General features: G+C 72.2%; 13 protein-coding genes. 7 read left to right on the top strand and 6 right to left on the bottom strand.

What is annotated here, in order from left to right:
- Nucleotides 1–164: 164 nt before the first annotated feature.
- From AB0D44_RS19365 to AB0D44_RS19350, 4 genes are all read right to left on the bottom strand, one after another.
- Nucleotides 165–1,892: a thiamine pyrophosphate-dependent enzyme gene (locus AB0D44_RS19365; RefSeq protein ID WP_362592160.1), complete on the bottom strand. Its 1,728-nt coding sequence runs from the start codon at nt 1,890–1,892 to the stop codon at nt 165–167.
- 47 nt (nt 1,893–1,939) lie between these two features.
- A complete protein-coding gene (locus tag AB0D44_RS19360) occupies nt 1,940–3,523 on the bottom strand; it encodes an FMN-binding glutamate synthase family protein (RefSeq protein WP_362592157.1) in 1,584 nt (527 codons plus the stop codon).
- A gap of 78 nt (nt 3,524–3,601) precedes the next feature.
- Nucleotides 3,602–4,567, bottom strand: coding sequence for an LLM class F420-dependent oxidoreductase (locus tag AB0D44_RS19355; RefSeq protein WP_362592154.1), 966 nt, complete (start codon nt 4,565–4,567; stop codon nt 3,602–3,604).
- Between the two features lie 84 nt (nt 4,568–4,651).
- On the bottom strand, nt 4,652–6,019 hold the full coding sequence (locus AB0D44_RS19350) for a mycothione reductase (RefSeq protein ID WP_362592151.1): 1,368 nt from the start codon (nt 6,017–6,019) through the stop codon (nt 4,652–4,654).
- Nucleotides 6,020–6,146: 127 nt separating this feature from the next.
- On the opposite strand from AB0D44_RS19350, the gene AB0D44_RS19345 reads away from it, so the two are divergent.
- Entirely contained in the window at nt 6,147–6,329 is a 183-nt protein-coding gene (locus AB0D44_RS19345; protein ID WP_362592149.1) for a hypothetical protein, read from the top strand.
- Nucleotides 6,330–6,443: 114 nt separating this feature from the next.
- Here the strand turns inward: AB0D44_RS19345 and AB0D44_RS19340 are convergent, their stop codons facing one another.
- On the bottom strand, nt 6,444–7,358 hold the full coding sequence (locus AB0D44_RS19340) for a potassium channel family protein (RefSeq protein ID WP_362592147.1): 915 nt from the start codon (nt 7,356–7,358) through the stop codon (nt 6,444–6,446).
- 142 nt (nt 7,359–7,500) lie between these two features.
- On the opposite strand from AB0D44_RS19340, the gene AB0D44_RS19335 reads away from it, so the two are divergent.
- The 4 genes from AB0D44_RS19335 to AB0D44_RS19320 all read left to right on the top strand — a co-directional run bounded on the left by AB0D44_RS19335 (nt 7,501) and on the right by AB0D44_RS19320 (nt 10,380).
- A complete protein-coding gene (locus tag AB0D44_RS19335) occupies nt 7,501–8,196 on the top strand; it encodes a DUF4360 domain-containing protein (protein WP_362592144.1) in 696 nt (231 codons plus the stop codon).
- A gap of 216 nt (nt 8,197–8,412) precedes the next feature.
- Entirely contained in the window at nt 8,413–9,102 is a 690-nt protein-coding gene (locus AB0D44_RS19330) for a HemK2/MTQ2 family protein methyltransferase (RefSeq protein WP_362592141.1), read from the top strand.
- A gap of 52 nt (nt 9,103–9,154) precedes the next feature.
- Nucleotides 9,155–9,349 carry a CDGSH iron-sulfur domain-containing protein gene (locus tag AB0D44_RS19325; protein WP_362592233.1) on the top strand — a complete coding sequence of 65 codons (195 nt, stop codon included), beginning with the start codon at nt 9,155–9,157 and terminating at the stop codon, nt 9,347–9,349.
- A complete protein-coding gene (locus AB0D44_RS19320; protein ID WP_362592138.1) occupies nt 9,346–10,380 on the top strand; it encodes an iron-containing redox enzyme family protein in 1,035 nt (344 codons plus the stop codon). The genes AB0D44_RS19325 and AB0D44_RS19320 overlap by 4 nt, the downstream gene beginning before the upstream one ends.
- A gap of 67 nt (nt 10,381–10,447) precedes the next feature.
- Here AB0D44_RS19320 and AB0D44_RS19315 read toward each other — a convergent pair whose 3' ends face one another.
- Nucleotides 10,448–10,603, bottom strand: a complete 156-nt coding sequence (locus AB0D44_RS19315; RefSeq protein WP_362592136.1) for a DUF6131 family protein — start codon at nt 10,601–10,603, stop codon at nt 10,448–10,450.
- Nucleotides 10,604–10,788: 185 nt separating this feature from the next.
- On the opposite strand from AB0D44_RS19315, the gene AB0D44_RS19310 reads away from it, so the two are divergent.
- A complete protein-coding gene (locus AB0D44_RS19310; RefSeq protein WP_362592133.1) occupies nt 10,789–11,325 on the top strand; it encodes a hypothetical protein in 537 nt (178 codons plus the stop codon).
- 6 nt (nt 11,326–11,331) lie between these two features.
- Nucleotides 11,332–11,853 (top strand): hypothetical protein, encoded by a 522-nt coding sequence (locus AB0D44_RS19305; RefSeq protein ID WP_362592131.1) that lies wholly within the window; start codon nt 11,332–11,334, stop codon nt 11,851–11,853.
- The last annotated feature ends 137 nt before the right edge of the window (nt 11,854–11,990 follow it).

Below are 11,990 nucleotides of genomic sequence, written 5' to 3'. Positions count from 1 at the left end.
CGAGGCCTTCGAGAGACCTGCGGGTACGTTGCGCGCTCACGGGCGGAGCCGCGTGTGCCGCTGTCCGCAACGCCCGCCTCTGCGCGGGGCGTTGACGGCCCGTTGGGTGTGCTGCGCGGGTACCCGGAATGCCGCCGGTCACGCGTGCGGGGCCGCAGGGTCCGTCAGCCCTCTCCGCTCGGGAGGATCTCCTTGATCTTGGCGATGGCGAAGCCCCACCCTTGGCCCACGGTCGGCTTCCCGGGCACCGCCACCTCCTCGGGATTGGTCAGGACGTCCAGCAGCACCGGTCCCGGAGTCTCGAACGCCCGGCGTACGCCGTCGTGGAGTTGGGCCGGGTCGGTGACGCGGATGCCGGTGAGGCCGAGTGCGGCGGCCACCGCCGCGAAGTCGGGGTTGTCGAGCTCCGTGCCGAACTCGGGCAGGCCGGCCTGTTCCTGTTCGAGCTTGACCATGCCCAGGCGGCGGTTGTCGAAGACGACGAGCTTCACCGGCAGTCGGTACGTCTTGATCGTCATGAGGTCGCCCAGCAGCATGCTCAGGCCGCCGTCGCCGCAGAAGGCGACGATCTGGCGGTCGGGGGCCCACAGCTGTGCTCCGAGGGCCTGGGGCATGGCGTTCGCCATCGAGCCGAGGTTGTAGGAGCCGATGAGGCGGCGGTTGCCGCGCATGGTGACGAAGCGGGAGAGCCAGACGGTGGCCATACCGGTGTCGGAGGTGAAGACGGCGTCCTCGGCCGCGTACCTGTCCACCGCGGCGGCCAGGGCCTCGGGGCGGATCTGGTGGTCCCTGTTGTCCAGGGCCGCCCGCAGCTTGCCGGTCCATCGGCGTTCGTGGGTCGGGTCGGCCAGCCGCTGTTGCCCCTCCTGCCAGTGCGCGAACCGCTCCAGCGCGTCCTTCAGGTGGGACCGGTCGGGTGCCTCCCGAAGGAGCGGCAGCAGGGCCCGCAGCGTAGCTCCCACGTCCCCGGCCAGGCCCACGTCCACGGGCACCCTGCGGCCCAAGTTCTCCTCCCGGGTGTCGATCTGGACGACCTTGCAGTCCTTCGGGTACCAGTCGCGGTAGGGGAAGTCGGTGCCCAGCATGAGGAGCGCGTCGCCGTGGTCGAGCGCGTGGGCGGCCGCGGGGTTGCCGATCAGGCCGGTCTGGCCCACCTGGAAGGCGTTGTCGTCCTCGAAGCCTTCCTTGGCCTTGAGGGTGAGCACCATGGGCGCGGCGAGCAGCTCCGCGGTCCGCAGCACTTCGGCGCGGGCGTCGCGGGCTCCCCGGCCGACGAGCAGCGTGACGCGGGAGGCGGAGTTCAGGAGTTCGGCGGCCTGGGCGAGGGCCGGATCGTCCGGGCGCGTGACGGGGCGGTCGAGGGCGAACCGTGTGGGGCGGTCGTCGGCGAGCTCCTGGTCCCCCAGGTCGCCGGGCACGGTCAGGACGGCCACTCCGCCGTGACTGACGGCTGCGCGTACGGCGGACTCCAGCATCCGCGGCATCTGCTCCGGCGAGGTGACGGTGGCGCGGTAGACGGCCACGTCGCGGAAGAGCAGGTCGTTGTCGACTTCCTGGAAGTAGTCGCTGCCGATCTCGGCGAGGGGCACCTGCCCGCAGATCGCGAGGACGGGGGTGCGGCTCTTGGCGGCGTCGTAGAGCCCGTTGAGCAGGTGTACGGAGCCCGGTCCCACCGTGCCCATGCACACCCCGAGGGTGCCCGAGAGCTGGGATTGTGCTCCGGCGGCGAAGGCGGCCGCCTCCTCGTGCCGGCAGCCGACCCAGTCGACCCCGTCGGTGGTGCGGATCGCGTCGGTCAGCGGGTTCAAGGCGTCTCCGACGACTCCGAAGACGTGCTGGACGCCCAGTTCCTTGAGTGCGTCGACGATGACGTGGGCGACGGTGCGTGCCACAGGAATACCCCTCGGTCCGGTGCGGCCCCCTCGGTGCGGGTGCCGGGTCAGTGGGTGAAGCGGTCCGGGTCGGCCGCCTGCCAGTCGGATGCCCACTCGGCGGGCGCCGACGCGAGGAGCTGTCCCGGGGTGAGCCAGGTGTGGAGTTCGGCGTAGGAGCGGACGGTGTGCGCGTCCACGCGGTGGAGGAGCATGTGCGGCCGCAGCCCGCCCGGATCGTCGACGCCCATCGAGGCCATGATCTGGAGCGCGCTCTCGACCGTGGCCTGCTGGTAGCGCCGTACGCGCTGCGATTTGTCGGCGACGTCCAGTGCGCGGGCGCGCCGCTCGTCCTGGGTGGCCACGCCGACGGGACAGGTGTTGGTGTGGCAGCGCTGGGCCTGGATGCATCCGATCGCGAACATCATGGCGCGCGCGGCGTTGGTGTAGTCGGCCCCCTGGAGCAGGCGTTTGACGAGGTCGCTGCCGGTGGCGACCTTGCCGCTGGCCCCGATGCGGATGCGGTCGCGCAGTCCGACGCCCACGAGGGCGTTGTGCACGGCCATCAGCCCCTCGCCGAGCGGCAGGCCGACGTGGTCCGCGAATTCCAGCGGCGCCGCGCCGGTGCCGCCCTCCGCACCGTCGACGACGATGAAGTCCGGGGTGCTGCCCTCCTCCAGCATGGCCTTGCACACGGCCAGGAACTCGCGGCGCGATCCGACGCAGAGTTTGAACCCGACGGGTTTGCCGCCGGCGAGCTCGCGCATCCGGGCCAGGAAGCGCACCAGCTCGCGCGGTGTGGAGTACACGCGGTGGAAGGGCGGCGAGATGATGGTCTCACCCTGCGGGACGCCGCGGACCTTCGCGATCTCCGCGTTCACCTTGGCGCCCGGCAGGACGCCTCCGATGCCGGGTTTGGCCCCCTGACTGATCTTCAGCAGGACGCACTTGACCTGCTCGAGCGCCGCCTTTTCGGCGAACTTGCCCTCGTCGAAGCCGCCTTCGTCCGTCCTGCAGCCGAAGTATCCGGTGCCGATCTCCCAGACGAGGTCCCCGCCCGGGCGCAGGTGGTACTCCGACAGGCCGCCCTCGCCGGTGTCGTGGGCGAAGCCGCCCAGCTGTGCGCCGGTGTTGAGGGCGAGTACCGCGCGGGCCGACAGCGAGCCGAAGCTCATCGCCGAGACGTTGAGCAGGGCCATGTCGTAGGGCCGGGTGCAGTCGGGGCCGCCGATGCGGACCCGGGGCGGGGTGGTGCACACCGGTCGGGGGGCCATGGACGGGACGAGGTACTCGCTGCCGGTCCCGTAGAGGTCGAGTTCGGTGCCGAACGGCTCTTCCGCGTCGGTGCCCTTGGCGCGTTCGTAGACGATGCTGCGGGTGTCGCGGTCAAAGGGCCGGCCGTCGAAGTTCCGCTCGATGAAGTACTGCTGGAGTTCCGGGCGCAGCGCCTCCATCGCGAAGCGGAGGTGGCCGAGCACCGGATAGTTCCGCAGTATCGAATGCCGTCGTTGCACGAGGTCGTGGACGGCCACCAGGGTGAGGGCGAGCAGGGGGGCGGCCGCGGTCGCCCACCAGGGCGAGGCCAGGACGGCGGCGACGGCGGCGGCCACGGCGAGCAGGCCGAGGACAGCGGGCACAAGTAGTTTCCACACGATCGTCCTTGTGTCCCGAAGTCCTGCCGCCAATCGGCTGCCGTCCGGTGCCGCGTCCTCCTCGGGAACCGGCCGTCCTCACAGGCTCCGCAGGGCGGGCAGCAGGGTGGCCCGGGCCCACTCCAGGAAGGGCTGCTGCTGGTCGCCGCCGATCTGCACGAGCGCGACCTCGGTGTATCCCGCCTCCGTGTACGGGCGTACCGCCTCGACGAAGGCGTCCACGTCGTCGCCGCACGGGATCTCCTTGGCGACGTCCTCGGGCCGGGTGAAGCTCGACGCCTGGTCGAAGGCGTCCGGGCCGGGGAGTTCGGCGTTGACCTTCCAGCCGCCGAGCGCCCAGCGGAACTGTTCGTGGGCGCGGGCCACGGCGGCGTCGCGGTCCGGGTCGTAACAGACCGGGAGCTGGCCCACGCGCGGCTTGCCGGCGCCGCCGTGCGCGTCGAACTGCTGCAGGAGCTCCGCTTTCGGCTCCGTGCCGATCACCAGGTCGCCGGACCGGCCGGCGAGCTCGCAGGAGCGGGGTCCGGACACGGCGATCCCGATCGGGGGCGGTTGGTCGGGCAGGTCCCAGAGCTTCGCGTCCTCGACGTCGAAGTGGGCGCCGTGGTGGTTCACGCTCTCCCCGTCGAACATCCGCCGGATGATGTCGACGGCCTCCTCCAGCATGTCCAGCCGCACCTCGGCGGCCGGCCAGCCGGCCCCGACGACGTGTTCGTTCAGGTTCTCCCCCGAGCCCAGTCCCAGACGGAACCTGCCGCCGGACAGGATCTGCATCGTCGCCGCCTTCTGCGCGACGACCGCGGGGTGGTAGCGGAAGGTGGGGCAGGTCACGTACGTCATGAGCGGGATCCGGGACGTCGCCTGCGCGGCCGCGCCCAGGACGCTCCATGCGTAGGGCGCGTGTCCCTGCTCTTCCAGCCAGGGGAAGAAGTGGTCGGAGATGACGGAGAAGTCGAACCCCGCCTGCTCCGCACCGACCACGTGGGACACCAGTTCGCGCGGTCCGGCCTGCTCGGTCATCATCGTGTATCCGATTCGCACCATAAGGGGCGCCTTGCCGCGATCAGGTCCGGTGAAACCTTCCGCGAAGCCGGAGACTCCCTTTGGCCCAGGCCCCCGTACCCGTCGTCACAGGCCGAGGTCCAGGAGGGCGTTCTCGACGAGCTCGGTGGGTGCCGGGTGGATCCAGTACGCGGATTTCGCCAGGGTGGCCGCGTCGATGCCGAGGGTCATCGCCAGGACGAGGGGCTGGATGAGGGCGGGGGCCTGCGGGCCCATGAGGTGGGCGCCGAGCAGGCGGCCGGTGCCGCGTTCGGCGAGCACCTTGCAGAAGCCGGTGGTGTCCTCCATCGCCCAGCCGTAGGCGACGTCCGCGTACCGTGCCTCGCCGACCAGGAAGTCCAGCCCGCGGTCGCGGCACTCCTGCTCGGTGGCGCCGACCGAGGCGATCTGCGGGCGGGTGAAGACGGCCGCGGGGACCAGCTCGTGATCGGCCGTGATCAGGTCGTCCGGGTGGCGGACGTTGTGGGCGACGACCTGCGCCTCGCGGTTGGCCACGTGCTTGAGCGGCACCGGCGAGGACACGTCCCCGAGCGCGAAGACGCCCTCCGCGGTGGTGCGTTGGTACGCGTCGACGACGATGCGGCCGTCGTCATGGGTGGCGACACCGGCGGCGTCGAGGTCCAGCCGGTCGCTGTTGGGCCTGCGGCCCACGGCGACGAGCAGCATGTCCGCCTCGACCGTCGAACCGTCGTCGAGATCCAGCCGCAGCGCGCCGGGACGGCCGCCGACGGCGGTGACCTCCCGGCCCAGCCTGAGGTCGTAGCGGGTACGGGCCAGTTCGGTGAACCGCTCGGCGACCGTGGCGTCCTGGGGGCCGAGCAGGCGCTCCTCCTTCTCGATGATGACGACGGAACTGCCGGCCGCGGCGAACACCTCCGCGAGCTCGGCAGCGATGTACCCGCCGCCGAGGACGGCCAGGCGGCGGAGCGGCGCGTCGATCCGCATGACCGTGTCGGACGTCTCGTACGGCAGCCCGGAGCCGACGACGGGCGGGGGCACCGACGGACGGCCGCCGACGGCGATGACGATCTGCCGGGCCGTGACGTCGACGGTGCCTTCCGGGCCGTCGATCCGCAGGTCCCGGGGGCCCGTGAAGCGCGCCCTCCCCTCGTACACGGTGACGAAGTCCGCTGCCCGGCGGTCGCGGCGGCCCTGCTCGCGCTCGGCGTCCAGCCGCTCGAACACCCGGTCCCGCATGGCCCGCCAGCGCACGGCGACCAGCTCCGCGTCGACGTCGTACGTGGCGGCCTCGCTGACGGTCCGCGCCACGTGGGCGGTGTGGACGAGCATCTTGCTCGGGATGCAGCCCGCGTTCAGGCAGGTTCCGCCGAACCACCTCTCCTCGACGATGGCCACGTCGAGACCGGCGAAGGCGTCGTCGATGACGGCGTTGCCGGATCCCGCACCGATGACGACAAGATCGTGCTGACGCATCGCGCCAGGCTACGAGGCCACGTCCCGGACCGGCGCGAGGGGCGCGCCGCACAATGCGCCGGAGAGGCGACTCATGTCCTGGCCTCCGGGGGGAACACGGCAGTCACCGACCGAAAGGGGCTCGACCGTGCTGGGCATCGCCTCCGCAGTGCTGTTCTTCATCGCGTTCCTGATCAACGCGGCCCACATCGCCACCAACGACGTGTTCAGTTCCACCAATTTCATGCTGATCGGTCTCGCCGCGCTCGCGCTGCACGTCGCCGGCGTCGGCGACCGGTGGGCGGCCCGCGGGCGGGGCCGCAGACGCTGACCGGCCACGCGGCCGAGCAGAAGCGGGGTCCGGCGCCGGGGCGCGCCGGCCCCGCTTGCGCGTGCGCGGGGCCGGCCGGAATGAACTGCGGCAGACAGCCCCGTGGAAGGCTGCTCACTGCTCATCGCCGGGAGGGCATCGCCGGGAGCGGTCCCGGTTGCCCGACTGCAGTCCGTGGTCCCGGGCGAAGGCTTCGAGGACGTGCCCGGGCGTGCCCCGGGTGTGCAGGAAACGCTCGTCCAGGACGTCGGCGAGGTCCTCCAGCGCCGTGCGCAGCACTTCGGCCGCGAGCCGCACGTCGGGGTGCTCGGCCGCCGCAGCCTGCTCGGCGATGTCCAGGGCGTAGCCGATCTGGCGGGCGAGGGAGATGCGGTCCTCGCCGTCGTGGAAGTAGTAGGACTCCGCGTACTGGAGCAAGTCGACCGCCGTCACGGAGAATGCCGCGGCCAGGCTGTCCAGCATGGCCGCCCCCGCCGGGGAGTCCACCTGCTCCTTCGAGGGGTGGGTGCGGGACAGGTGGGAGAGCCGCAGTGCCAGCGCCCTGCGGCGGGCCAGGGCCGGATAGACGCCGAGGATCCACGAGACCGTCGCGGTCAGCAGCGCGAAGCCGACCAGCGCCTCCAACGGTGCGAGCACCCGCAACCAGCCCTCGGCGGGTGCGATGTCACCGAGCCCGAGCGTGGCGAGCGTGACCAGCGAGACGTACATCGCGTCCAGCGGGCCCGCATGCTCGCCGGGCCGCAGGTCCCCCGCGTACAGGAACGCGCCGGGCATGTGGGGCCAGTAGATCAGGGCCCATCCCACCGCCACCGTCAGCGCCCACAACGCGACGACGGACACCATGGCGAGGGGCCCGGCGAGGCCGGCCGCGGTGCGCCGGGAGTTGAGGAAGGACGACGACCGCCACATCACCGTCATCACCAGACGGCTCAGCCCTCCGTGGCGCGTCGGGTGCCACAGCGTGTGGAACACGTCCCGCAGCATCAGCAGCACCAAGGCCGCGCCCGCGGCCGTCACCAGCCATGCCATCGGCCACCCCTTCCCGTCGGGTCTCGCTTCACAGTCCCGCACCGCGCTCTGCGGTGATCGCAGCACGCGCCGGTGCGGGCCGCGCTCCGCACCGGTGTGCGACCGGACGTTGCGGCGGCGGCCGGGTGTCGTTGATCACGGCATGATCCGTACCCCGCACCCCCCTGCCACACCGGCACGCGCCCTCGGCGGCACGCTCGCCGTCCTCGCAGCCACAGCGCTCGCCGCCGCCGTCCCCGTACCCTCCGCCGGGGCGACGACACACCTGGCTCCCGTACCGGACGGCCCCGTGACCATCGAACTGCTGTCCGTCGACGGCTCGGGGTGCCGGCCGGGCAGCGCCGCCGTCGCCGTCGCGCCGGACCGCACGGCCTTCACCGTGACGTACAGCGAGTACCTCGCCCAGGTGGGCAAGGACGCGGGGCCGGCCGATTTCCGCAGGGACTGCCGGCTCAGTCTGCGCGTGCACGGCCCGCAGGGCTTCACCTACGCCGTCTCCCGGGCCGACTACCGCGGTTTCGCGGACCTGCGGAAGGGAGCGCGCGGCACCCAGACGGCCGGCTACTCCTTCGACGGCACGGGGAAGGCCCCGAGCAGGAGCCACACCTTCCACGGCCCTGTGGTGGACGCCTGGCAGACGACGGACGCGCCGCCGGTCGGGGCCGTCGTGCACGTGCCGTGCGGCGAGCAGCGGAACTTCACCATCGACACGGAACTGCTGGTGGACGGCGGGACGTCCGATACGGCCGCGACGACCAGCTTCCTGTCGATGGACTCGACCGACGGCAGTACCAGTACCAGGTACCACTTCTCCTGGAGGAAGTGCCCGGCCCGCTGAACGCCGTCCTCGTGGCCATGAGCACGGCCGCACGCGGCGGCCTGCGACACGCAGAAGGTTGCCCTGGCAGACGGGGTGGGGACGGTGCGCGTCCCTGCTGCACCCGTTCCTCCGATGATCGGCTGCGCGACGGAGTAGAGCGGTCCGGGCCGGGTAGCCGCCCCCGTGACGGCCCACCGCGCCCACCCCGGGCCCGGTCGAACAGGAGGTACGCGGATGCCGGCGACTGCTGCCGTGACCACGAGAAAACCCCCGACCGCGCTCTTCGCGCCGCCCGGCGTCTACCGGCCCCAAGGGGACACCAGGCTCCTCGCCGAGGCCCTCGGGCGCGAAGAGCTGGGACCGGGCACCGACGTGATGGACATCGGCACCGGGACGGGCGCTCTCGCGCTCCTGGCCGCCGCGCGAGGAGCCCGCGTCACCGCGGTCGACGTCTCCTGGCCCGCTGTCGTCACGGCCCGCCTGAACGCGTTGCGGCGGCGTGTGCCGCTCACGGTCGTGCACGGGGACTTCGAGGCCGGCGCCCGGGGCCGGAGCTTCGACCTGATCCTGGCCAACCCGCCCTACGTCCCCTCACCGGACGCCGGGCTACCGACGCACGGCGCCCAGCGGGCCTGGGAGGGCGGGCTCGCCGGACGGGAGGTCATCGACCGGATCTGCGCGCGGGCCCCGGCCCTGCTGCGCCCCGGCGGCGTCCTCCTCATGGTGCACTCCGGCCTGTGCGGGGCCGCCACCACGGTGGAGCACCTGGAAAGGGCCGGCCTGTCGGCGGAGGTGACGCTGCGGGCCTCGGTCCCCTGGGGCCCGGTCCTGCGCTCCCGGCGGTCCTGGCTCGAGGCACACGGCCTCGTCCCCGAGGGCGAGACGCAGGAGGAACTGGTGATCGTCCGTGCCGAATCCCGTTAGCGGCGCCCGGGGACCCGCCGCAGAGCCCTGCCCCCGCGACACGGCCCGCCGCGTGGCCGTGGACCCGGAGGGTCCCGTCCTGGTCGAAGGCCCGGTGGAGGTCGTCCTCGACGACGGGACGGTGGCCCGCTCCGACCGGTTCGTGGTCGCCCTGTGCACCTGCCGGCGCAGCCGCGCCTACCCCTGGTGCGACACCAGCCACCGCCCCCGCGCACAGCCCGACCCCCAGGACAGGAAGTCCCGATGACGTCGTACGGCCCGGCCACCACTGCCGACACCCTCACCCCCGGCCCCGCGCTGGTCCGCGGACGCGGACCGCTCTCGGAGGCCGTGGTGCAGGCCCTGCGCACCGGTCTGCCACCCTCGGGCACCGCCGCGTGCATCCTGAAGGCCGACCCGTGGGGCGAGGACGTGCAGCTCGCGCTCTACCTCCTGTACGAGCTCCACTACCGGGGCTTCGAAGGCGTCGACGACGACCGGGAATGGGACCCCGACCTCCTGCGGCTGCGGCAGGCCCTGGAGACGCGCATGCTGCACGCACTGCGGAGCGACCTGCGCGAGGCACCGCGCACCGTGGACGAGGCCTTCGGGCCCCTCCTGGTCGAGCCCGTGGACCTGACGGGCAGCCTCAGCCGGCGGCTGGAGACCGAGGGCGAGCTCTGGCAGCTGCGCGAGTACGCGGCCCTGCGCTCGCTGTACCACCTCAAGGAGGCCGACCCGCACGTGTGGGTCATCCCCCGTCTGACCGGGCGGGCCAAGGCGGGCATGGTCGCCGTGGAGTACGACGAGTTCGGCGCCGGCCGGGCCGCGCGCATCCACGCCCGGCTCTTCGCGGATCTCATGTCCGACCTGGGCCTGGACACCACGTACGGCCACTACCTCGACCACGCCCCCGCGCCCCTGCTGGCGACGGTGAACCTGATGTCCCTCTTCGGGTTGCACCGGGCCCTGCGCGGAGCCCTCGTGGGCCACTTCGCCTGCGTCGAGGTCACCTCCTCCCCCGGCTCCCGCCGCCTCGCGAAGGCCATGCGCCGGTGCGGCGCCGGGCCCGCGGCCGAGCACTTCTACGCGGAGCACGTCGAGGCCGACGCCGTGCACGAGCAGGTCGTACGGCGCGAGGTGATCGGCGGGCTGCTCGAGGACGAGCCCGGCCTGGAGCCGGACGTCGCGTTCGGCTGCATGGCGACGGTCCTGTTGGAGGACCGGTTGGCCGCGCACATCCGCGAGGCCTGGGACGAGGACCGGTCCGCCCTGCGCACGGCGCTCCCGCCCCGGTGACGCGCCCTGGGGCCCCCGGTGACGCCCCCTGGGGAACGCCGCCGGGGCACCGGCTGCCGCAGCGTCCCTACCAGTAGTGCCGGCGGCCGCCGACCCCGCGGCCGACCGCCCCGAGGATCCACAGGATGAGGCCGATGACCACGAGAATGATCCCGATGGTCCACAGAATGCTGATGCCGACCACGTAGCCGACGACGAGCAGGATGATGCCGAGGACGATCATGGGGCCCTCCGGGTCGTGCTGAGTTACCGCATTACCGCATTACCGCATTTTCAGATTAGCCGCATCCGGGACCTTCGGCCGGTCGTGGACAGGCACACGGATCCGTTTGAGAGGGCTGGGTTCAGGGCAGACGCGGGGGCGTCGAACACCGGAACGCCAGACAGAGACGGCCCTGCGGAGGATTGATGTCCACCAGCACACTTCTCGCCGTTCTGATCCCGGTCGCCGTCGTCCTGATCCTGGCCGGCATCGCCGCCTGGATGTACCAGCGACGGCGCCGGCTCCAGGAACGGTTCGGCCCGGAATACGAACGGACCGTGGAACACACCGGCAGCAGGCGCGCCGCGGAAAACGAACTCCGCGACCGCCAGGCCCGCCACGACGACCTCGACATCCGCGAATTGCCCCCCGAGGAACGCGACCGCTACGCCGACGCCTGGACCACCGTCCAGCAGCGCTTCGTCGACCGCCCGGAAGGCGCCGTCTCCCAGGCGGACGAACTCATCACCCATGTGATGCGCGACCGCGGCTACCCCACCGAGGGCTACGAACAACAGCTGCGCGAACTGTCCGTCGAACACGGACGCACCCTCGAGCACTACCGTGCCGCACACGAGATCAACGTCCGCAGCAGCAAAGGGCAGGCAACCACCGAAGAGCTGCGCGGGGCCATGGTCCACTACCGCGCGCTCTTCGACGAACTGGTCGGAACGGCGAGGTGACCCCAGATGCACAAGGACGAAGAACGCCGGACGGAAGAACAGGCCCTGACCACCGAACAGCTCGCCCAGGCAGGGGGCAGTGAATCGCCGCCGCTCTACCCGGGTGAGGCCACCGCCGACGACCCGTACGGCAGCCGCGAGGAGGACCGCGACCAGATGCGGCAGGAAGCGGACCTCACCGATGCGGAAGAGTCCGCATACGGGGAGGGCGCGGCCACCGGGACGACCGCGTCCGTCCCCGAAGGCGGATCCCAGGAGGAGGAGGCACTGCTCCCGCAGCAGGAGGCCGAGGAATACCAGAAGACCTGGGGTGAGATCCAGGCCCGCTTCGTGGACGACCCCCAGGGCGCGGTGCGCGACGCCGACGGCCTGGTCGCCGAGGTCATGCAGACCCTCGCCGGAACCTTCTCCGCACACAAGAAGGACCTCGAGGGCCAGTGGCAGCAGGGCGAAGAGGTAGCCACCGAGGACCTGCGGCTGGCCCTGCAGAAGTACCGGTCCTTCTTCAGCCGGCTGCTGCGGACCTGATCACCGTTTCTCCTCGGCGGCGTCGTCCCCCGCTTTTTCGAATGTCTTGAACAGCGCGGCCCGGGGGGGGGGCGGCGGCCGCCGCGCGGGGGCGGGGGGGGGGGGGGGGGGGGGGGGGGGGGGGGGGCGCGCGGCGG

The organism is Streptomyces sp. NPDC048349 (assembly GCF_040651925.1).
GTDB lineage: Bacteria > Actinomycetota > Actinomycetes > Streptomycetales > Streptomycetaceae > Streptomyces.
Note: the sequence above shows the minus strand (reverse complement) of the source record. Positions and strands in the feature narration are given on the sequence as shown.

Coding starts and splice junctions, on each gene's coding strand:
- AB0D44_RS19340 (WP_362592147.1), bottom strand. CDS start 7,358: ATGGCATGGCTGGTGACGGCCGCGGGCGCGGCCTTGGTGCTGCTGATG.
- AB0D44_RS19315 (WP_362592136.1), bottom strand. CDS start 10,603: ATGATCGTCCTCGGCATCATCCTGCTCGTCGTCGGCTACGTGGTCGGC.
- AB0D44_RS19355 (WP_362592154.1), bottom strand. CDS start 4,567: ATGGTGCGAATCGGATACACGATGATGACCGAGCAGGCCGGACCGCGC.
- AB0D44_RS19335 (WP_362592144.1), top strand. CDS start 7,501: ATGATCCGTACCCCGCACCCCCCTGCCACACCGGCACGCGCCCTCGGC.
- AB0D44_RS19305 (WP_362592131.1), top strand. CDS start 11,332: ATGCACAAGGACGAAGAACGCCGGACGGAAGAACAGGCCCTGACCACC.
- AB0D44_RS19330 (WP_362592141.1), top strand. CDS start 8,413: ATGCCGGCGACTGCTGCCGTGACCACGAGAAAACCCCCGACCGCGCTC.
- AB0D44_RS19350 (WP_362592151.1), bottom strand. CDS start 6,019: ATGCGTCAGCACGATCTTGTCGTCATCGGTGCGGGATCCGGCAACGCC.
- AB0D44_RS19320 (WP_362592138.1), top strand. CDS start 9,346: ATGACGTCGTACGGCCCGGCCACCACTGCCGACACCCTCACCCCCGGC.
- AB0D44_RS19310 (WP_362592133.1), top strand. CDS start 10,789: ATGTCCACCAGCACACTTCTCGCCGTTCTGATCCCGGTCGCCGTCGTC.